General features: G+C 46.1%; 15 protein-coding genes. 13 read left to right on the top strand and 2 right to left on the bottom strand.

Features of this window, described 5'->3' with window-relative positions; all coding sequences use genetic code 11:
- Positions 1-33 precede the first annotated feature (33 nt).
- Complete coding sequence (locus KXD93_RS28465; protein ID WP_258140961.1) at positions 34-1,296, bottom strand: metallophosphoesterase family protein; 1,263 nt, start codon at positions 1,294-1,296, stop codon at positions 34-36.
- A 223-nt stretch (positions 1,297-1,519) separates the two neighbouring features.
- On the opposite strand from KXD93_RS28465, the gene KXD93_RS28470 reads away from it, so the two are divergent.
- The 4 genes from KXD93_RS28470 to infB all read left to right on the top strand — a co-directional run bounded on the left by KXD93_RS28470 (position 1,520) and on the right by infB (position 7,042).
- Entirely contained in the window at positions 1,520-1,939 is a 420-nt protein-coding gene (locus KXD93_RS28470) for a hypothetical protein (RefSeq protein WP_258140962.1), read from the top strand.
- A gap of 291 nt (positions 1,940-2,230) precedes the next feature.
- The gene (gene rimP, locus KXD93_RS28475; RefSeq protein WP_258140963.1) at positions 2,231-2,695 is read left to right on the top strand and encodes a ribosome assembly cofactor RimP; all 465 of its coding nucleotides are present in this window, start codon (positions 2,231-2,233) and stop codon (positions 2,693-2,695) included.
- Positions 2,696-2,699: 4 nt separating this feature from the next.
- Positions 2,700-3,935, top strand: a complete 1,236-nt coding sequence (gene nusA / locus KXD93_RS28480; protein ID WP_258140964.1) for a transcription termination factor NusA — start codon at positions 2,700-2,702, stop codon at positions 3,933-3,935.
- A 62-nt stretch (positions 3,936-3,997) separates the two neighbouring features.
- Positions 3,998-7,042: a translation initiation factor IF-2 gene (infB, locus tag KXD93_RS28485; RefSeq protein ID WP_258140965.1), complete on the top strand. Its 3,045-nt coding sequence runs from the start codon at positions 3,998-4,000 to the stop codon at positions 7,040-7,042.
- Positions 7,043-7,152: 110 nt separating this feature from the next.
- Here the strand turns inward: infB and KXD93_RS28490 are convergent, their stop codons facing one another.
- Positions 7,153-8,685 carry a flavin monoamine oxidase family protein gene (locus KXD93_RS28490; protein ID WP_258140966.1) on the bottom strand — a complete coding sequence of 511 codons (1,533 nt, stop codon included), beginning with the start codon at positions 8,683-8,685 and terminating at the stop codon, positions 7,153-7,155.
- 329 nt (positions 8,686-9,014) lie between these two features.
- On the opposite strand from KXD93_RS28490, the gene KXD93_RS28495 reads away from it, so the two are divergent.
- The 9 genes from KXD93_RS28495 (at position 9,015) to KXD93_RS28535 (ending at position 22,044) form a co-directional block, all read left to right on the top strand.
- Entirely contained in the window at positions 9,015-9,803 is a 789-nt protein-coding gene (locus KXD93_RS28495) for a transporter substrate-binding domain-containing protein (RefSeq protein ID WP_258140967.1), read from the top strand.
- Positions 9,804-10,405: 602 nt separating this feature from the next.
- Entirely contained in the window at positions 10,406-11,158 is a 753-nt protein-coding gene (locus KXD93_RS28500) for a hypothetical protein (protein WP_258140968.1), read from the top strand.
- A 1-nt stretch (position 11,159) separates the two neighbouring features.
- Positions 11,160-13,925, top strand: a complete 2,766-nt coding sequence (locus KXD93_RS28505) for a TonB-dependent receptor (protein ID WP_258140969.1) — start codon at positions 11,160-11,162, stop codon at positions 13,923-13,925.
- A gap of 49 nt (positions 13,926-13,974) precedes the next feature.
- Positions 13,975-15,126, top strand: a complete 1,152-nt coding sequence (locus KXD93_RS28510; protein ID WP_258140970.1) for a DUF4249 domain-containing protein — start codon at positions 13,975-13,977, stop codon at positions 15,124-15,126.
- A 20-nt stretch (positions 15,127-15,146) separates the two neighbouring features.
- Complete coding sequence (locus tag KXD93_RS28515) at positions 15,147-17,504, top strand: hypothetical protein (RefSeq protein ID WP_258140971.1); 2,358 nt, start codon at positions 15,147-15,149, stop codon at positions 17,502-17,504.
- Between the two features lie 223 nt (positions 17,505-17,727).
- On the top strand, positions 17,728-18,945 hold the full coding sequence (locus tag KXD93_RS28520) for a glycoside hydrolase family 88 protein (RefSeq protein WP_258140972.1): 1,218 nt from the start codon (positions 17,728-17,730) through the stop codon (positions 18,943-18,945).
- Positions 18,942-19,730: a DUF4350 domain-containing protein gene (locus KXD93_RS28525; protein ID WP_258140973.1), complete on the top strand. Its 789-nt coding sequence runs from the start codon at positions 18,942-18,944 to the stop codon at positions 19,728-19,730. The genes KXD93_RS28520 and KXD93_RS28525 overlap by 4 nt, the downstream gene beginning before the upstream one ends.
- Positions 19,731-20,029: 299 nt before the next feature.
- Positions 20,030-21,025 (top strand): zinc-binding dehydrogenase, encoded by a 996-nt coding sequence (locus KXD93_RS28530; RefSeq protein WP_258140974.1) that lies wholly within the window; start codon positions 20,030-20,032, stop codon positions 21,023-21,025.
- A 5-nt stretch (positions 21,026-21,030) separates the two neighbouring features.
- Entirely contained in the window at positions 21,031-22,044 is a 1,014-nt protein-coding gene (locus KXD93_RS28535) for a 2Fe-2S iron-sulfur cluster-binding protein (protein WP_258140975.1), read from the top strand.
- Positions 22,045-22,227 lie beyond the last annotated feature (183 nt).

Raw genomic sequence — 22,227 nt, forward strand, 5'->3', positions numbered from 1 at the left:
GATGTCATAAGCTTCAACAGATGCTGCTATGTTTTAATTAGAAATCATGGTATGGGTTTTCAAATCAACAGTAACAGCATCGCTATATGTCTTTTGGTCAGGATTCGCATCATGGTATTCTATCCTTAATTGTTTATTATCACAAATCACCCTTAAATAACCATAATTTTTATCGTCATAATTCTCAAAAATTAATTCCTCAGATATTTTAGCAGGAGCGCGCAAAGCGGTTGTTTGTGTGCTTTTTAAAGCAATTGTATTATGTCCGCTGTTGCCGCAAATAATATAAGGAATATCGTAGCCGGAAATGGACCGGGTAAATCGCTGATAATTGTGCGCATGGCCTGAAAGGATCGCATGCGGCCAAAAGCCTGCCTTATTGCAGGCGTCGTCAATATCCTTTAACATTTTCGGACTACCCCCATGATCGCCTCCCCATGCATAAGGCGGGTGATGCATGGCTACGATTACAGCATTCCCCGATTTTTTGACACGATTGAGCTGTGTTAATAGAAAATCAAGTTGCTCGTCAGATACCGGCGATGTGTTATCACCCTCACTTGAAATTACTCCCGGGTCTTCTAAAACATTGCTGTATAAGCCTATAATGGTTATGAATGGTGCGTCAAAGGCAAAGTAGACGCCGGGTTGTATCATACTGGTCCGGATAAGTCCCCCCGCTTCAGGCGTCTGTACCGGTTCTGCACTTACGAAATTTCTTAAAAAGGCGTCCAATGTAGGTTGAGGATCGCCTTTATACACCAACCCGTCGTGATTACCTGGAATAGCCAAAATTGGGGCCGGGTAATTTCGGAACGGATCATAAAATTGATCATAATAATACTGGGCCTCGCCAAAGCTGTAAACAACATCACCAAGATGGAAAAAGAAGTAAGGCATCTCGCGTTCTTCTTCGTTAACAAAATCATTTGCAAGCTTGTCGGTCACCTTATCAATGTTTTGAGGCCCCTTGGTCGGCCCGGTATCACCACCGCCATGAAATACTATTTGACCGGCGGCTTTGATTTTTTTCACTACTTCATTTCCCTTATCGCCATAAACCGTCTCTAATTTTAAAACGAGATTATTGAGGTTCCTTGGCTTGGGAATAGGTTGAAGTAATTTTTTGTTTACGTTAAGATAAAGGGCCTCATCAGAAGGGTGCTTTAATCTAAAGGCCGATGGATCGTCAATAAATTGCTTCTCGCCAAACTGGGGGCCGGGAATATTACTGAATTGTGCGGAAACAGGCGCTCCGGCTGTCGCATCATTTTTTTTTGAATTTTTTTTGCTCATGATATTTATGATAAAGTATTGGCGACTATAAAAATAAACGAAAGCAGGCAATTATCACAGGTTCAAATATTAACATTTGTTAACAACCAATGCGTTGATTATTAACAACATACAAGGGTTATATTGAATGATTTTAAAGAGAAATATTTAACTGTTTGTTTATGTTGAGCGATAATATCAAATCTTTATTTAGGTTTATGTGAATAAAAACTTGTTATAGCTGATGAAAAGATATGCCGCGATATTACTGCTCATTGTGTTTGGTTGTAAATCCCACAATTCTTCCCTGGTAACAGGGCATATCACCCTGACAAATAACAACCACGCTATTAAATTTACCGGGTTGGATTATGCCATCGTAAATGAAATAGGCCGCGATTCGGTTCCCGGTGTATGGCAAACGCTGCTGCCCGTCTACAAAATGCCAGCGGATACCGACCTTAAAAATTACCAGCCCATACAACATGGCACCTACACATTAAAGGATAGTGCCGTAGTATTTACCCCCGACACCCCTTTTGTAAAAGGTAAAACCTACTTTATGCGCTACTACCAGTTTAAGGGCGAGAATATATGGGATTATATTAAAGGGAAAAAACGACTGGGTGAGGCGGGGTATAGGGATTTGGTGGTTAAGTTGTAGTTGTTGTAGGGGTTGTAAATGTTGTAGAAGTTAAAACCATTGGCATTGTTTTGTAATTAAAAGGTGAACATTGCTTATTTATCACGCCAGGGGAGAGTCCCGGCGCCAGGCAGAATTGCCAATTATGCCTATAACCATTGCAACAACTACAACACTTACAACATTTACAACCCGTTATAACTAAAATGCACTTGAAAATTTGAATAAAAATTATTACATTTGCATCTGAATTAAAAAAGAGGGGGCGTTTGTCCCCTCTTTTATTTTATCAATCAATTATTTTGAGCGATAATGAAGATCGAAAAAAGAGTTAAGGAACTGGTAGAAGAGAAGATAGCCGATAAGCCCAACCTGTTTTTAGTGGATGTAAAATTTCATAGCAACGGTAAGCTGATGGTGTTGGTTGATGGCGATAATGGTATTGGCATTGATGATTGTGTGGCCATAAGCAGGCATGTTGGCTTCCATCTGGAAGAGGAAAATGTGATTGAAACTGCTTATAACCTGGAAGTTTCATCGCCGGGGATTGATACGCCGCTAACATCTATCCGCCAGTACACCAAGAACGTGGGCCGTAACCTGGCTATAAAAATGGTGGATGGCACAAAGCGCGAAGGTAAATTAACCGGGTTGGCAGAGGATGCCATTGTAATTGAAGAAAAAATAAAAGAAAAAGGGAAGAAGGCTGAAACTGTTGAAAGCGTTATCCCGATAGATAAAATAACAGAAACAAAAGTTTTAATATCATTTAAGTAAGAAAATGAGCAATATTAATTTAATTGATTCTTTTCAGGAATTTAAAGATTTCAAGAACATCGATCGCCCTACGATGATGAGTGTGCTGGAAGACGTTTTCAGAAGCATGATCAGGAAAAAATATGGCACCGACGAAAATTGCGACGTAATTGTTAATACGGACAACGGTGACTTGGAGATCTGGCGTACCCGTAAGGTTATGGAAGATGGTTTTAGTGAGGATGATGACCTGGAAATTGAGCTGAAGGAAGCTAAATTGTTAGATCCCAGCCTTGAGGTTGGTGATGAGCACATTGAGCAGATCACGCTGGAAAGCTTTGGCCGCCGTGCTATATTAGCGGCACGCCAAACACTGGTTTCTAAAATTTTAGAACTGGAGAAGGACGAGATCTTCAAAAAATATAAAGACCGCGTAGGTGAAATTGTTACCGGCGAGGTTTACCAGGTTTGGAAAAAGGAAACTTTGGTGCTTGACGATGAAGGCAACGAGTTATTGCTGCCAAAATCAGAGCAGATCCCAGCCGACTACTTTAAAAAGGGTGACAGCGTAAAAGCTGTTGTTGATAAGGTAGATATGATGAACAGTAATCCTAAGATCATTATATCACGTACTGCACCTGAGTTTTTACAGCGTTTATTTGAGCAGGAAGTTCCCGAAATTTTCGACGGACTGATCACCATCAAAAAAATTGTTCGTGAACCGGGCGAAAGAGCTAAGGTAGCTGTTGAATCGTACGATGATCGTATCGATCCGGTTGGCGCCTGCGTGGGTATGAAAGGATCGCGCATCCACGGTATTGTACGTGAGCTGAAAAATGAAAATATTGACGTAATTAACTACACCAATAATTTACAATTATACATTCAGCGTGCATTATCACCAGCTAAAATCACTTCTATTAAGTTAGATGATGAGAAAAAAACGGCTGCAGTTTATTTAAAACCCGACCAGGTATCATTAGCAATCGGTCGTGGCGGACACAACATAAAACTGGCAGGTAAATTGACAGGTTATGAAATTGATGTTTACCGCGAAGCGGATGAAACCGATGAGGATGTGGATATTGAAGAATTTACAGACGAAATTGACAGCTGGATTATTGATGAATTTAAGCGTATTGGCTTGGATACAGCAAAATCTGTACTGGCATTAACAGTTGGCGAATTGGTGAAACGTACCGATTTGGAAGAAGAAACTGTAAAGGAAGTGTTATCAATTCTGCAAGCTGAGTTTGAATAAGCGTAATAACCAAAATTAAAATCGTATTTTTGCACAAAATAGCAGAGAATTAAATATAATAAATGTCAGAAGACAAATCCATAAAATTATTTACAGCGGCAAAAGAGCTGAATATCGGTACAGGTACTATCGTTGACTTTTTGGCAACGAAAGGGTATAAGGTACAAAAACACCCTACCACCCAACTTGATAGCGATATGTACAGCGCCCTTTTGAAGGAGTTTGCTGTGGATAAAATTATTAAGGAGGAAGCTAAGCAGATCAGTATCGGAAAGATACGGAAGGAAGAACCTGCGCCGTTTCCTGAAAAACCGGTAGAGCATCGCCGCTCGAGGGATTTTGAAAATGAGGAGATCCTGATTAAAGGGGTCGGTAATCATTACAATGCCCCGGCCGCCGAAAAGCCAAAACCGGTTGAACCGCCGAAACCCGTTGAGCAGCCTAAGCCTGAAAAGGTTGAGGAGCATGGCGAGGTATTGCCAGGTGTAAAGGTAGTTGGTAAAATAGACTTGAATAATCTTAACGCTAAGCCTGCCGCACCTGTTGAAAAACCCGTTGTAGTAGAAAAAGTAGAAGAGGTTGTTAAACCTGTTGCCGTAATACCAACACCGGAGCCGGTAAAAGAGGTACCGAAGGAAGTAATTCCCGAAGCCCCGAAAGCCGAAGAGGTTAAGAAGGAAGTAATTCCGGAAGCGCCTAAAGCCGAAGAGGTTAAGAAGGAAGTAGTGCCGGTTGTTGAGCCGCCTGCAGCTGTTGAAGCTGCTGCGCCGGAAGCCGACGACCAGCAAGAGCCGGATGTGATCCGTGCTAAAGCAGAGCGCTTAACAGGCCCTAACGTGATTGGAAAGATCCAGTTACCGGTAAATGCACCAAAACGCAACCCGGTGGCTTCATCGTCAAACACCAACAACGCGGCAGATCATAAACGCAAAAGAAAACGTAAGGACAACCAGGGCCCGGGCAATCAGGGTGGTGGTCAGCAAAATAATTCAGCCAACATGGCGCCAAATCCTCCGGGATCGCAACAGGCGCATGGCGGCAACCGTCCCGATTTCAGGAACAGGGGCACAGGCCCTAATCCGGGAGCAGGCGGCCCAGGTCACGGTGGTGGTAACCATGGAGGCGGCAACCGTCCTGATTTCAGAGGAAACAGGAACACAGCTCCGCAAAACAGCGGACCTAAGGAAGAGCCAACAGAAAAGGATATCCAGGATCAAATTAAGGCAACACTTGCCCGTTTGAGTGGAGCCGGTAAATCAGGTAAGTTTGCCCAGCGTGCAAAATTCCGCCGTCAGAAGCGTGATGATGTTGCTGCAACTGCCGAAGAGCTGGCAATGGAGAACGAGTTACAATCAAAGGTATTAAAGGTTACCGAGTTTGTAACAGCCAATGAGCTTGCAAGCATGATGGATGTATCTGTAACGCAGATCATCTCAACATGTATGAGCCTGGGCATGTTCGTATCCATTAACCAAAGGCTTGATGCCGAAACATTGAGCATTGTTGCTGACGAGTTTGGCTACCAGATTGAATTTGTGAAACCACAGGATGAAGAGAGCAGTCTTGATCAGCCTGATGATCCGGAAGATTTGGTACCGCGTGCACCAATTGTGACCATAATGGGTCACGTTGACCACGGTAAAACTTCATTGCTCGATTTTATCCGTAAAACAAACGTAATAGGCGGCGAAGCCGGGGGTATTACCCAGCACATTGGCGCTTACGAAGTAACCTTACCGGGCGACAAAGGAAAAATAACATTCCTGGATACACCGGGTCACGAAGCGTTTACCGCGATGCGTGCCAGGGGTGCACAGGTAACAGATATTGTAATTATAGTAATTGCCGCTGACGATAGCGTGATGCCGCAAACCCGCGAGGCCATAAACCACGCGCAGGCTGCCGGCGCACCAATCATCTTCGCATTCAATAAAATTGATAAGCCGGGTGCAAATGCCGATAAGGTGCGTGAGCAATTATCAGCCATGAACATCCTGGTTGAAGAATGGGGCGGTAAATATCAGTCGCAGGAAATTTCAGCCAAAACCGGCTTAAATGTTGATCTATTGCTGGAGAAGGTATTGCTTGAAGCAGAATTACTTGAATTGAAGGCTAACCCTAATAAACGTGCCGTTGGTACGGTTATAGAAGCAGCCCTTGATAAAGGCCGTGGTATTGTTACCACCATATTGGTACAGGCCGGCCGCTTAAAGGTAGGCGACCCGATACTGGCAGGCTGTTACAGTGGTCGTGTTAAGGCATTGACCAATGAGCGTGGCCAAAGGGTTGAATCTGCAGGCCCGTCGACACCGGTACAGGTGCTGGGTATGCAGGGCGCACCGACTGCAGGTGATAAGTTTAACGTACTTGAAAGCGAAGTTGAAGCCCGTGAAATTGCAAACAAACGTTTACAGTTACAACGCGAACAAGGTTTACGCACCCAGAAACACATCACACTTGATGAAATTGGCCGCCGTTTGGCAGTTGGTAACTTCAAGGAGCTTAACATTATTGTTAAGGGTGACGTGGATGGATCAATCGAAGCGTTGTCAGATTCATTATTGAAACTGTCGACTGAGCAGATCCAGGTGAATATCATTTCGAAGGCTGTTGGTCAGATCTCTGAATCAGACGTATTATTGGCTTCGGCTTCTGATGCGATCATCATCGGCTTCCAGGTTCGTCCGTCAGGCAGTGCCCGTAAGCTGGCCGAGCAGGAACAGATCGATATCAGGCTTTACTCTATCATCTACGATGCGATAAACGAGATAAAGGCTGCGATGGAAGGCATGCTTGCACCAACCTTTGAAGAGAAGATTGTTGCAAACGTTGAGATCCGCGAAACGTTCAAGATCAGCAAGGTTGGTACAATTGCCGGCTGTATGGTTCTTGACGGTAAGATCACCCGTAACAGCAAGATCAGGATCATTCGCGAAGGTGTGGTAATTTACACCGGCGAGCTTGCATCACTGAAACGCTTTAAGGACGATGTGAAGGAAGTTGCTACCGGCTACGAGTGCGGTTTAAATATCCAGAACTTTAACAACATTGAAGTTGGCGATATAGTTGAAGCGTATGAAAATGTAGAAGTTAAGCGCAAGCTTTAATCAAAATACTATTTATAGTAAAAGGCCCCGTGATTTTTTCACGGGGCCTTTTTTGTGTTTAGAATGGGGATTTAATAAGGGGCTTTATTGTTGTTGCCTTTATCCCGCACTCAATCAGCGTTTGCTAACGCAGCTTCCATAATCGACTGGTGGATTCTTTCGGCTGCTAACATGCCTGATCGCAGCGCACCTTCCATATATCCCCAAAATCCCGCAGAGGTGTGCTCGCCTGCAAAAAACATTCTTTTATAAGGCTGATTTAGTGCCCTTATTTTTGTGCATACTTCTCCTAATCCAGGAAAGGAATAGCCTGTTTTTGTCCATGCCTCTTCCGGCCAGCATTGATAATGCCGGTTTATAACGGCGCTATTATAACCCTTAAATACCCGTTCCAATTCCGTGTCGAAGAAATTCCGCCTTTCCGCTGGGCTCATTTTGATTACATTCCCGGCAAAGGGGCCACCGGAAAAGCATGACAGGTCAATCATTTTGCCGGGCAATTCCACCTGGTTATCACTGCCCTCCCAAGTCATGCCAAGGCTACCGCACAACCCGGATGGCGCTACTCCGTTTTTAATCCAGAAACGGTTAGTTACTGCGCTCATATATTTGATTGCAACCCCGGTTTGGCTCCGTAATTCTAAAATTTTAGGATCCATACTAATGTCGGCCCATACGGTTGGCGGTGTTGCCATTACTACGTAATCAGCATAATAACTTCGATCCTTAGTATGTACGATTGCATGGTCATCCTGTACGTCTATTGCTTCTACCGGCATATTCATAATAACATTTCTTGCACCGCTATCAATGGCTTCCTTCATCTTGGTCGCCAATGCATCGTTGCCGTCAGCACACCGGTAAACTTCGGTCATGGTCCAATAAAGTTTGCCGCCACCAGCTTTTACCTGCGCCAATACAGCAAGCAGGCTTTGCTTATCGCAGGTTACTACATTGTTATTGGTAAAGTCGGCAATTAATGCCGATTTTAATAAAAATTCATCTTCAGGACCTAAATGCATTGTCGCGATTTGCTGGTTAAACCAGTCCAAAAGCGGTGTTTTATCCAGGCGGTCCGCATCGGCGCTTAGCCAGGGATTTTCCCAGTTAATTCCTGAACATAATTCCGTAAGCACATTAAGTACCGCGTCCATATTCAGAAAAAGCCTGAGGGCGTCTTCATCCGAAACCGGTTTGTTATTAATGATCAATGGTTCTTTCAGGCCTGCCCCTTCAAACATATCCTCTCCGGTAACTACATTAAAGCTCAACCCGAATTCTTTTGCAAGGTTAACCCATTGCGGATGATTGGAGCCAACCAGCTCTGCACCAAATTCAATGATCTGGCCTTTTGCAAATTGGTCACGATCACTAAACACCCTGCCGCCTACTCTGTTCCTTGCTTCAAGCACCACAACTGCGTGACCTCGCCTGGTTAGGTAGTATGCAGCGGATAAACCGGCAAATCCGGCTCCTACAATTACAATACTCTTTTGATTTTCGGGAGATAAAGGAGGCGCTAAAAAATTGCCGGTTCGTAAGCTAACTGTCGCTTGCCGTGCGTTAGTAAATTCAAATTTTTCCCTGCCGCTTGGTGGTGTGCCAAACTTTTTCAGCAGTTTAGCATAAAGTGATCTTGCCATAATGTGATAGTTTAGGTAATTGAAACAATATTGTTTGTGTGAATTTAGGTGATTAAAACTAAAAAGAAAAAATTTAACTGAAGATATTTTGCCGGTCGGTGAATGTTTTGAGCAAAAAAGATCAAACGTCTATAAGCTTTTATCAATCATTGGTGATTGTTGTTAGCCGTTTTGTTTATAAAAACAGATTTCGTTAACATTATCTCTTCTCATCTGTTATACCTGAAATTTCAAAATCTGTATCTGTTACTGTTGAATTTATACTTATAATTTTGCTGCGGTCATTAACAGTAAATGCGGCTAGCATAAATAAGATAACGACAAGTAAAATGGAAACAAACAACTCAGGACTTATATCTTCGATAACGTCAGAACATTCGCCTTTAAAGGCATGGAGCAAGGGCACGAAGCTGCGAATTGCATATATCGAAGAACCGCCCTTCTATTGGACCGGCGAAAACCACGTCGTGAAGGGTGCAGACATCGAACTGGCCGAAGTGGTACTTCGGGCTATTGGTGTGTCGTCTATCGAATATCAGCTCACCACCTTCGAGGAGCTTTTACCTGGTGTTCAGGCAGGTCGCTGGGATATGAACGTGCCCATTTTCGTGACTGCTGAACGTGCAAAGAACGTGGCCTTTAGTGTGCCGGTGTGGTCACTTGGTGACGGCTTCGTTGTGCAGCAGGGCAATCCGAAGGAACTGACGAGCTACGAAGCTGTGGTGAAGAGCGGCGATGCACTGCTGGGGGTTATTCCCGGGCAAGTTCAGTTGGATGCTGCAAAGTTGGCAGGAGTGAGCGATAGCCAAATAGTGATGTTCAATAACCAGCCGGAGGCAGTAGCCGCATTGCTGGCCGGGAAGATTGACGCATTTGCAGCCACGGCGATTGGGAACCGTGGTATTGCTACCGCTAACCCAAAACTGCAAGCAATTCCTCACAAAACCAGTAAAGACGGAAAAGCACTGAGCGGGGCCTTCTCGTTTAGCAAAAGCAATCACGGGCTTCTGCAAGCTGTGAATGCACAACTTCGCGAGTACCTGGGATCGAGCGATCACCGTGAGCGAATGGCGAAGTACGGAATAACGGAAACCGAGATCGACAGCGTTGTAGCGTAACAGCTTTGTTGGTGTTATTAACAGCCTTTGTTGGTGTTGTCACCAACAAACCGGGTATGTTTGTGATTTGCCACTCGTAACCCTACATTCGGGTTTGCCCACACTTCCGGCCCCATCCTACTTGTTGGTGACAACACCACAAGGGCGCAAAAAACGACAAAGCCTGACAATAGTCAGGTTTTGCTTCGTTCCGCAAGGGCCTAAGGGTTTCCAACAACCTTTTTCTTTTTGTTAGTGTCTCACTACTCTGTGATGTTTAACATGGTGGTGTTTCACATGACGTTTATGATGAACTTTTCTATGACGAACCTGGGCGTTTACGGCGCTGAAGCTAAACATAGCTAACAATACAATCACAAATACTTTTAATGCTTTCATAATAATTGGGGTTAAGAATGTTGCCAATATTACAAATCAAATTTTCATAACGGGGTTAACAATTTGTAACAATATTATAACAGACAAATTGGTTTATGTACAGGTTATGAATAAATTCAACTAAAAATTCAGTTTTATTGAAAAAAGTGCCCTCACGGCTTGTTTTTTAACATAATCAGCCTTAAATTCCAGCCTTTTACCAGCAATTAGAATAACCTAAATTCATGAATAAACCTTTTTACCGGTATTTTACCTTAGTATTTATTTGTGTAATGATTTGCCGGAGCGCTGCTGCCCAAACCGTGCAGGACGACAGCATTAACCGGCAGCACGCCATGGCCAACGCGGTAAATATTTACAACAAGGCTATTGGCATCCAGGCCCCCGTATTCACCGGCCCTGAATTTTATTTCTACGATCCGCACATCAAGGGAACTGCATTCTTTTTAGACATAAACAGCTTTACAGACGGCTCGGTAATTTACGACGGGTATTTTTATAAGCACGTTTCCATGTTATATGACCTTAACCTGGACGAAGTTGTGGTATTGCTGCCCGGTCGGATCGCAAGGTTTACCCTGTTAAAGGAGCGGGTTAAAAGCTTCGATTTTGCGAACAATCATTTTATCAATATAAAGGCTGATACGCTGGGGAGCGATGTGATCTCGAACTCGGGATACTACAACCAGCTTTATAACGGTAAAATTGAAATTTTGGGCAGGTACACTAAGAGCATCCAAACAACCACAAGCACGCTGAGCGGGTTAGAGAGTTATTTCAGCTCGTCGAAAAGTTATTATTTAAGGAAAAACAAGACTTATTATAAAATAGGCAGCCAAAGCTCAATACTGAATGTTTTGAAGGACAAAAAGAAGGAGCTGAGGCAGTATTTGAAAACAAACAGTATACGATACAAGGACGATCCCGAAGCGGCTATGGTAAAAATTGCAACCTGGTACGACCATTTAACAAACTAGTATGAGAAGAATTTACCTCGCAATTTTTTGCTTTTCAGTTTTTTTACAGGCGGTTTCGGCTCAGCAGAATAAAACGAAATTGTTCAGCGTAAACTTTCAGCAGGCAACAATTTCACAATTTGTAAACGAGCTGGAGTCAAAAAGCAGCTATCATTTTTACTACGACCCGGCACTGTTTGACAGCTTGCGCGTCACCCTGCAGGTAACAGATAAGCCGCTTGGCGATGTGCTTGATCTTGCATTTAAGAAAACTGCGTTCACCTATGCCATTAGCAGGCAGCAGCAGGTGTTTTTAACAAAGGGCCGGCAAATAAAAACCGAACTGGCGCCCGGATTTTTGCAGGCGCCAGGCAATGCTCCGCCCACCCAGACCGCCGTTGCCGATTATACCGCCGACGTTGAAAGAAAGGTGCCCGATGCCACCACAGAAAATAAGCTGTATGAAATAGGTGTAAAAACAAACACCATAAAACCGGGTAAGGCTATATTGAGCGGTTACATCAGGGATATCAAGTCGGGCGAGGCAGTTACGGGGGCGAGTATATACGTTGCCAATACCAAAACCGGGGCCGCTACCGATCAGTTTGGCTATTTCTCCATCACGCTGCCGCGTGGCCGGCAAACGTTGCTGGTAAAGGGGCTTGGGATGAAGGATACCCGCCGGCAGATTATTCTTTATACCGATGGGAAGCTGATCATAGAAATGCAGGAACAGATCAATGCCCTGAAGGAGGTTAAGATCTCGGCTGATAAGATTGCCAACGTTAGGAGCGCAGAGCTCGGCGTTACCCACCTCGACATAAAAAACATAAAGCAGATCCCTACCGCCTTTGGCGAGGCCGATGTTTTAAAGGTTGTGTTAACGCTCCCGGGGGTTACATCAGTAGGCGAGGCAACCACAGGCTTTAACGTGCGCGGCGGTGCGGCCGATCAGAATTTGATTTTGCTTGATGGGGCAACCATTTATAACCCGGCCCACTTTTTTGGCTTTTTTGCCGCGTTTAACCCGGATATTGTTAAGGACATCGAGCTTTATAAAAGCAGCATCCCTGAAAAGTTTGGCGGCCGCTTATCGTCGGTATTAGACATCACGAACAGGGAGGGCAACAAAAAGATCTTCACCGGCTCGGCGGGCATCGGCTTATTAACCAGCAGGCTGAACATTGAGGGGCCGATCATAAAGGATAAAACATCGTTCATATTCGGCGGGCGTACCACCTATTCAGATTGGTTGTTGAAACTGCTGCCCGAATCGTACAAACACAGCCAGGCGTCTTTTTATGATTTTAACCTCGGCATAAGCCACCAAATTAATGAGAAGAATAATATCTACCTGACGGGCTATCTCAGCAAGGACAAGTTTAAGCTGAACAGCGATACCGCCTATTCATACAGCAACAAAAACATTGTTTTAAAATGGAAGCACAATTTTAACAATAAATTATACAGCGTGATTTCGGCAGGGATAGACAGGTATCAGTATGATATCTCAAGCACTGCCAACCCTATAACCGCTTACGATTTGGGCTTCAATATCACACAGTCGAACTTTAAATCAGATTTCACCTATTATTTGAGCAACAAGCATACGCTTAATTTTGGCTTAAGCTCCATTTTATACAATGTAAATCCCGGGACATTTGAACCTAACGGGGTACAATCACTGGAAAGGCCCGACCAGGTGCCCACGGAAAAGGCCCTGGAAAGCGCGTTGTATTTAGGCGATAAGTATGACGTAACCGACAATTTAACCATCAGCGCCGGCGTACGGTATAACATCTACAACTACCTGGGCCCGCAAACCATTAATAATTATGCGCCTAACCTGCCCAAGGATGCCGCCAATATCCTCGACAGTACAGCATATGGTAGCGGCAAGGTTATTAAAACCTACAGTGCGCCGGATATCAGGATCTCCGCCCGCTACCTGTTAAGCGGCGATATGTCGATAAAGGCGGGTTATAATACCCTGCACCAGTATATCCACTTGTTGTCCAACTCAACCTCGATATCGCCTACGGATATTTACAAGCTCAGCGACCCGAACATCAGGCCTGAAAATGGCGACCAGGTGTCGCTCGGGTTTTTCAAAAATGCAAAGGCCAACACCATAGAAATGTCTGTTGAGGTGTATTATAAGCGCTTAAGGGATTACCTTGACTATAAAAGTGGCGCTGTTTTATTGCTGAACCACCACATTGAGCAGGACATAATTAACACACAGGGAAAGGCATACGGTGCAGAATTCCTGATAAAGAAAACAGAAGGCAAGCTAAACGGCTGGATGAGCTATACCTACTCGCGCACCTTCCTGAGGCAGGATGACCCCAATGCCGGCGAAAGCATAAACCAGGGCAAGTATTACCCGGCCAATTACGATAAGCCGCATTCATTTAATTTCAGCGGTAACTACCGCTTTACGCACCGTTATAGCGTATCGTTTGATGTGGCCTACAGCACGGGCCGGCCAATTACCCTGCCAATTGCCAAGTATGAATATGCGGGATCTGAAAGGGTGTTTTATTCGGATAGGAATGCCTTCCGCATCCCCGACTACTTCCGGTCTGATTTCTCAATTATTATTGACGGAAATCACCGTGTGCACCAGTTTTTCCATAGTTCGTGGACCGTTGGTGTTTACAACATAACCGGCAGACAAAATGCCTATTCAACATTCTTTACCGAACAAAGCGGGGTAATAAGCGGGTATAAGCTTTCCATTTTTGCCGCGCCGATACCGTTTATTAACTATAATATAAGATTTTAACAGGTTGAACTCAGCGATCAACTTTAAAAATATGTGAATTAGATAAGATATGAAAAACTGGAAAATTTGGATGTTAGCTGTTATGTTGGCGGTGGCGTGTAAAAAACCGTACAATCCGGGGGTGATCAATTCGCCCCAAAGCTACCTGATTGTGGAGGGGACGATAGTAACCAACGATGTTACTACAGTTAAGCTTAGCAAAACCGTAAATCTTTCAAGCGCAACTACCACAAACCCGGTAACCGGCGCTGTATTAACAGTTGAAGCTGACAACAACAGCAGCTACGCCCTTACCGAACAAGCGGCGGGCACGTATACTTTAACGGGAGCGAGCCTTGACATTACCCGGAAATACCGGCTGCGAATTAAAACTGCGGACAATAAGGAATACCTGTCAGACTTTGAACAGGCAAAGGCAACACCGCCAATTGACAGCATCGGGTATAAAATACTAAGCAACGGAATCTCCATCTATGCCAATTCGCACGACCCTAATAACAATACCCGCTACTACCGGTTTGATTACACCGAAACATGGAAGTTTCACTCCAAATACCAATCGAACTATATGTCGAACGGCGACAGTATTATAGCGCGCCCGCAGGATCAAATGATATACTATTGCTTTGCCAACAATACCTCAAGCACCATATTGCTGGGTTCAACCGCTAAGCTTACGCAGGATGTGCTTTACCAAACACCCATAACCCAAATTGCGGGTAACTCTGAAAAGATTGAAATAAAGTACAGCATCCTTTTGCATGAATATGGGCTGTCGGCAGATGCTTATAAGTTTTGGGGAAACCTGAAAAAAAATACCGAGCAACTTGGGAGTATTTTTGACGCCGAACCATCACAGATAAGCGGGAACATCCACAATATTAAGGACCCGGCGGAAGTGGTAGTTGGTTATATAAGCTCGGGAACCGTTCAAACAAAAAGGGTCTTCATTTCGAATCAGGATTTGCCAACAACGTTTTTGACCGACTATCCCTATGACTGCGGAATTGACTCTGACTGGTACGATCACCCAAAAACCCACATTAATGACGTTGCGGTGGTGCTGATCCCGAAACAGGAAATTCCTATCTCGGCATTCAGCGTTGGTTTTGCAGTAGCGGGTTACACGGCGTCGACCCCTGCTTGTATTGACTGTACATTGAGGGGCTCCACACAGCAGCCGGATTTTTGGAAAAATTGAAATAAAACATTGCTTTGACTATGAGATATGCTATGAAGGCGATTAAGATAATAATGTTAACCCCGGTACTTTTCCTGCTGGCGCTAAACTGCCGCGGGCAAGCCATCCGCGAGATCCAAAACAGCTTTAATTTATACAGGCAAAGCGCCATCCAGGAAAAAGTATTTGTTCATACCGACAAAAGCACTTACCTGGCGGGCGAAATAATGTGGTTTAAGATCTTTTGCGTTGATGCCGCTACCCACAAGCCGCTTAACCTGAGCAAGGTGGTTTATGTGGAGGTGTTGGACAATACACAAAACCCCATAGTACAGGCGAAAATCAACATAAAAAATGGGGTAGGCGATGGGTCGCTTTATATCCCGGTAACCATCAGTAATGGCAACTATAAACTGAGGGCTTATACCAACTGGATGAAGAATTTTAGTCCCGATTATTATTTTGAAAAAAACATTGCGCTGCTGAACCCGCTCAAGTCGCCCGAGGCGGTGGCTAAGGAAACAGCGAACAATTATGATGTGCAGTTTTTTCCCGAAGGAGGTAACCTGGTAGCGGGCATGAACAGCAAGGTAGCATTTAAGGCCGTTGGCCGGAATGGGAAAGGGGTTAACGTTAGCGGAGCAATTATAAGCCAACAAGGTGACACGCTTGCCCGGTTTCAATCCCTGAAATTTGGTATGGGAAATTTTTCATTTACCCCTGCCGCCAATAATGCCTATAAGGCAGTAATCCGGGTAGATGGTATGACCGTTACAAAGGATCTGCCCCCAATAAACAGCGCCGGTTACGTGATGACGCTTACCGACAAGGGAACGCAATTAGACGTGGCTGTTAATGGCGCTGATGGCGGCCTGTACATGCTGGCCCACACCCGCGAAGTGGTTAAAGTGGCGGAAGCTGCAAGCATAAGCGGCGGCGCAGCCCATTTTACGATTAATAAAAGTGCGCTTGGCGATGGCATTTCGGCCATTACCATTTTTAATGACGCTAAGCAACCGGTTTGTGAGCGCCTTTATTTTAAGCGCCCGGCACAAAAACTCTTTATCGATGCAAGCGCCGATCAGCGGCTTTACGCCCAGCGTAAAATGGTTAACATAAACGTGGCGGCTAAGGATGCTGGCAACAAGGCGGTGTCTGCAAATATGTCGATGGCGGTTTACCGGGTGGATTCGTTGCAGGGGGTAGATCATACCAACATCTTTGATTACCTATGGTTGGGCTCCGATCTGCGGGGGACTATTGAATCGCCCGATTACTACTTTACCAATCCGGGAGCCGAAACAGATGCCGCCCTCGACAACCTGATGCTTACGCAAGGCTGGCGCAGGTTCCAGTGGGGCGATGTGCTGGCAAACAAGCCCGTGGCCATTAACTTTTTACCCGAGCATCTGGGCCATATTGTTACTGCAAAAATTGTAAATACCCAAACCGGTACCCCCGCCCAACATATTGTAACTTACATGGGCATCCCGGGAAAAAGGGTGCAGGTATATGTTTCGGAAAGCGACTCGTTGGGCCACCTGTTATATGCCACCAAGGATTTTTACGGTCCCGGCGAAATGGTTGTACAAACAAATACATCGGTTGATACCATGTACCGCATTGATGTGCTGAACCCGTTCTCGGAGCAATATTCAAAAACAGCGCTTCCAAAATTCGGGCTGATCAATGGTTCGCAAAATGCGCTGCAGGCACATAGCCTCGGCACGCAGGTGCTTAACGTGTATTCGGCTAAAAATATTAAGCGCTTTTACGATTCGGGAGCCGACAGCAGCGCTTTCTACGGCAAACCCTACAAGGCATACAAGCTGGATGATTTTACCCGCTTTACCACCATGGAGGAGGATTTGCGCGAATATGTATCTGAAGACAATATTGTTAATTCAAAGGGCCGCTTTCATATTAAGGTGTTAAATGATCGTGGCTTCCTTGACGGCGACCCGCTGGTATTGCTCGACGGCGTGCCGGTTTTTGATATCAACAAGATTTTCGGCATTGATCCGTTAAAGGTAAACAGGCTGGAGGTTATCCGCGAAAGGTTTTTCTACGGCCCGGCCGAAGCGGAAGGCGTATTTAGCTTTACCACCTACAAGGGCGACCTCGGCGGCGTCGAGCTTGACCCCAAGGCGGTGGTGATTGATTACGAAGGCATGCAGCTGCGCAGGCAGTTTTATTCGCCGGTTTATGACAGCGAGGCGCAGGCGGCAAGCCGCATCCCCGATTTCAGGAACCTGCTCTACTGGACGCCAACGGTTGACGGCGGAGGTAAGGTGTCGTTTTATACGTCAGACCTGGCAGGTAAATATGTCGGCGTTGTACAGGGAATTACCGCCGATGGTGATTCCGGCAGCCAATACTTTACCTTTGAGGTAAAATAGTTTTTCATTCTAAATACCTAAATTCGAAAAACGATTAGTGGGAAAACGGCAAGAGGGGTGTCATGCTGAGGCACTCGAAGCACGCGGGCAAAGGCCTCTACACAATGCTCAGCACGCGGAAAGGCCTCTGCTCACGCCATGGTTCGACAGACTCACCATGACAGGCCGGAGCGGTTTATTACGGTAAACCAACCCATCGTTATGATAATAAAGCTAAATAATTATGAAGGCGAAACACCTGTTTATTTTAATCGCGATAGCAAGTTTTACCGGTGTTACATCCGTTGGATTTGCGCAGCGCGTATCCTATTTAAAGCCGCAGCCCCGGGTGCTCAGCCTCATCAGGCAAAATTTTGCTGACGCTGATAAGCAATATAAGGTTATGGATGGCAAGCTTGCGTTAGGCCAGTTCCCGCGAAGCTATAACCAGGCCATAGATAAATTTATAACGAGCAATTCAAGCTGGTGGTGCAGCGGATTTTATTCGGGCACCCTGTTAAACATTTATGAGCAAAACCATGATGCTGCCCTGCTGGCCGATGCAAACCGGTCGTTAGACAGCCTCGCACGCGAACAGTACAATACGCACACGCACGACCTTGGCTTTATGATGTACGCCAGCTTTGGCAATGCGTATCGCCTTAACCCAAAACCGGCGTACAAGCAGATCCTGGTGAACAGCGCCAAATCGTTATCAACCCGGTTTAATCCTAAGGTGGGCTGCATCAAAAGCTGGGATGCAAGACCTTCGGATTTTTTGGTGATCATTGATAACATGATGAACCTCGAGCTGCTGTTTTGGGCCACCCGCGAAACCGGCGATTCCAGCTTTTATAAAATTGCAGTAACCCACGCAAACACCACCATGAAGAACCACTACCGCACCGACTACAGTTCATACCACGTAATAAACTACAACCCGGAAACAGGTGTAGTGCAGCAACGGAAAACGGCCCAGGGCTTTTCTGATGAATCGGCATGGGCGCGCGGGCAGGTTTGGGGCTTATATGGGTTTACCGTAATGTACCGCGAAACGCACAACAAAAAGTACCTGGAGCAGGCCATGCACATCGCCAAATTTATCCTTGGCAATCCGCATTTACCGGCAGACAAGGTTCCCTACTGGGATTTTAACGCCTCCAATATTCCTAATGCCCTGCGCGACGCCTCTGCCGCTGCAATAATGGCATCGGCCCTGCTGGAGCTTTGCCGCTATGCGGATAGGGCGGATGCCATCACCTATTTCAACACGGCACAATCCATCATACAAAAATTATCATCGCCTGAATATAAGGCAGCGCCCGGCACCAATGGCGGCTTTATTTTAAAGCACAGCGTTGGGCATTTCCCGCAAAAAAGCGAGGTGGATGTTCCCTTAACCTATGCCGATTACTATTTTGTGGAGGCAATGAAAAGATACAAGCAATTTTCGACCAGATGAGATCTAAATTTTTAAGCCTGGCCCTGGTGGCAGTAACCGGATTTTGCACGTGTGTAAAGGCCCAAAAGGTTACGTTGGATTATTACTTTAACCACGAAGTTCATAAAACTGCCGCAGGCAAAACCGAGCGGTATCATTATTTATGGGATGAGAAGGCCAACTCCGGTTTTTCTATTTTTGGCGATGCCTTTAAGCGGGCAGGCGCAACGCTTGATACCTTAGGCGATGCTCCAACAACGGCACGGTTAAAGGGTACAACCATCTATATTATTGTAGACCCGGATACAAAAAAGGAGAGCCCGAACCCAAACTACATTCAGCAAAAGGATATCAATGAAATTGCCGCCTGGGTAAAAAGCGGCGGCGTATTGCTGATGATGGCAAACGACAGCGCTAATGTAGAGCTGCCACACTTTAACAACCTGGCTGCCAAATTCGGGATGCATTTTAATGATGACCTGCAAAATCACGTGATCGACGATAATCATTTTGAGGATGGCGCAATAATTACCAGCGGGAACCCGCTATTTAAAACAGCCGGAAAAATTTTTATAAAGGACGCCTGTTCCATCGGCCTAAGCGGCCCGGCTAAACCCCTGTTAAAAAACAGCAGCGGCGCAGTTATCATCGCGACAGCAAAATATGGCAAGGGAACAGTTATAGCCATTGGCGACCCATGGCTTTATAACGAATATACCAATGGCCGCCTGCCCGCAGGCTTTGAAAATGATAAGGCCGCCAATGATGTGGCCGGCCGGCTGATCCGGGATGTCGACAATAAATAAAATTTTGTTGTAATAGCGTGGCAAATACGAAATTTACAGGGCGATGATGCGATATTATTAAGTTAGGAGAAATCGAATAGCGGATTCTTCCTACAAACCTTGGTCGCCTCACCCTGCCCCCTCCAAAGGAGAGGTTGCTGAATAAGAGCGAAGTTAAAGTCCTCTCCTTTGGAGAGGATTTAGGTGAGGCCAAATGTCAAGGGTGTCCTAAACTTAATAACATTTATACAGCGCAGGCAACCAATAAATGCATAATTTGCGCCTGCCACTATCGTTCAATAACAAAAGGTAAAATTATCATGAAGGCAAACATCCTCGAAGCTGCGGATAAACCGCTGGCTTATAAAGACGCTGAAAAACCCACTCCCGGCACCGGTGAGGCGCTGGTACAAATAAAGGCCGCCGCACTTAACCGCCGCGACTACTGGATCACCATAGGCAAATACGCAGGCATTAAATACCCAACCATTTTAGGCTCCGACGGTGCGGGCATTGTTACGGAAGTGGGCAGCGAGGCCGATAAGCACCTGGTAGGCACGGAGGTGATCATTAACCCCGGTTCTGGCTGGGGCGATAACCCGAATTTCCAGTCGGACGATTTTAAGATCCTGGGGCTGCCTGCCGATGGTACGCTGGCCGAATATGTGAAGGTGCAGGCGCAGCATTTACATGCCAAACCTGCGCATTTAACCTGGGAGCAGGCTGCCGCTGTTCCGCTGGCGGGGTTGACCGTTTACCGGGCGCTGTTCTTTAAAGCTAAGGCAAAAAAGGGCGATAAGGTGTTGATCACCGGCGTTGGCGGCGGCACGGGTGCATTTGCCCTGCAGTTTGCCGTAGCTGCGGGGTGCCAGGTGTTTGTCACCTCCGGCTCGGGCGAAAAAATTGAACGCGCCAAACAGCTGGGTGCGGCTGCGGGCGTAAACTATAAGGCGCAGGACTGGGCCGAACAACTGCTGCACCTTGCCGGTGGCTTCGACGTAATTATAGACAGCGCCCTTGGCGATGGCTTTGCCAAACTGCCCGACTTGTGTAATCCCGGTGGACGCATCGTTATTTTCGGCGGAACCGCCGGTAACATCCCGGAATTAAACGGCCGCAAAATGTTTTGGCGGCAGCTGCAGATCACCGGCACCATGATGGGCAGTCCGGATGATTTTAAAGCGATGGTTGATTTTGTGGGCGAACATAAAATTGTCCCTGTTATTGACGAGGTATTCCCGATGGCGAACGCAGCCGCTGCCGTGGCTAAAATGGAAAACTCATCGCAGTTTGGCAAGATAGTTTTAACCACCTGACCCACATGCTTCAGTTAAGGGTTGAAGCCATAAAATGGGAACTGCCGGATACCGCCACGTTTTTCTTAAGGGAGGTATCCGGCAGGCGCATCAGCTACAGGGCCGGGCAATTTATCACGCTGGTATTTACCCATCATGAGGAGGAGATCAGGCGGTCGTATTCGCTCAGCTCTTCGCCCGATGAGGGGTTGTTGTCCATCACGGTTAAGCGCATCGCCAACGGTGAGATCTCCCGCTTTATGCTCACCAAAATAAAGCCCGGCGACACTCTCAATGCTGTTGAGCCCGCCGGCAGGTTTACGCTGACTGACACAGAAGCGCCCCGGGAAATTTTGCTGTTCGCTGCCGGGAGCGGGATCGTTCCTGTCTATTCGCAATTAAAATATGCGCTGAGTCGTGCGGGGAGGAGCAGGCTGGTTTTGGTTTACAGTAATATCAATGCAAATTTCATATTGTTCAGGAATGAGCTGGAGGCATTGGCAATACAGCATCCCGAAAAGTTTACCATTATCCACCAATTGAGCAGCGAGGCTAACCGCCTTAACAATTTGGTGGTGGAGCAACTGGTTCGCCGCCATATAACCGACCTGCCCCGCGCCGAATTTTATACCTGCGGACCATTTACCTATATGCGGATGATCCGCCTTACCCTGTTGTACCTTGGCGTTGAGCCGAACCAGATCCGCAAGGAAAACTTTGTGCTCGAAACCGTTCCGGTAGCGGCAACAACGGTCAATTATCCACCTCGCAATATCCGCATCCATTTTAACAACGAAATGCATGACCTTACTGTCGGCGAAAACCAATCTATACTGCAGGCCGCCCTGCAAAATAACATTGCGCTACCCTACAGCTGCCGCGTGGGCGACTGTTCCACCTGCGCCGCCAAATGCACAGCCGGCACCATCCAGATGGCAAAAAACGACGTTCTCACCGATGCCGACCTCGCCGCCGGCTGGATCCTCACCTGCACCGGCCACGCGGTTAGTGATAGTGTGGTGATTGAGTTTGGGGTGTAGTTTTATTAAACCCTGTCATTGCGAGGAGGAACGACGAAGCAACCTCGTCGCCATCCTATCGGCCATGCAAGTTCTACACTTTTCTGCTGGCTCTGTATAGCTACGAGATTGCCGCGCTATCGCTCGCAATGACAAAATTTAATAAAACCCTGTCATTGCGAGGAGGAACGACGAAGCAACCTC

Source organism: Mucilaginibacter phenanthrenivorans, assembly GCF_024721155.1.
In the GTDB taxonomy this organism is placed as follows: domain Bacteria; phylum Bacteroidota; class Bacteroidia; order Sphingobacteriales; family Sphingobacteriaceae; genus Mucilaginibacter; species Mucilaginibacter phenanthrenivorans.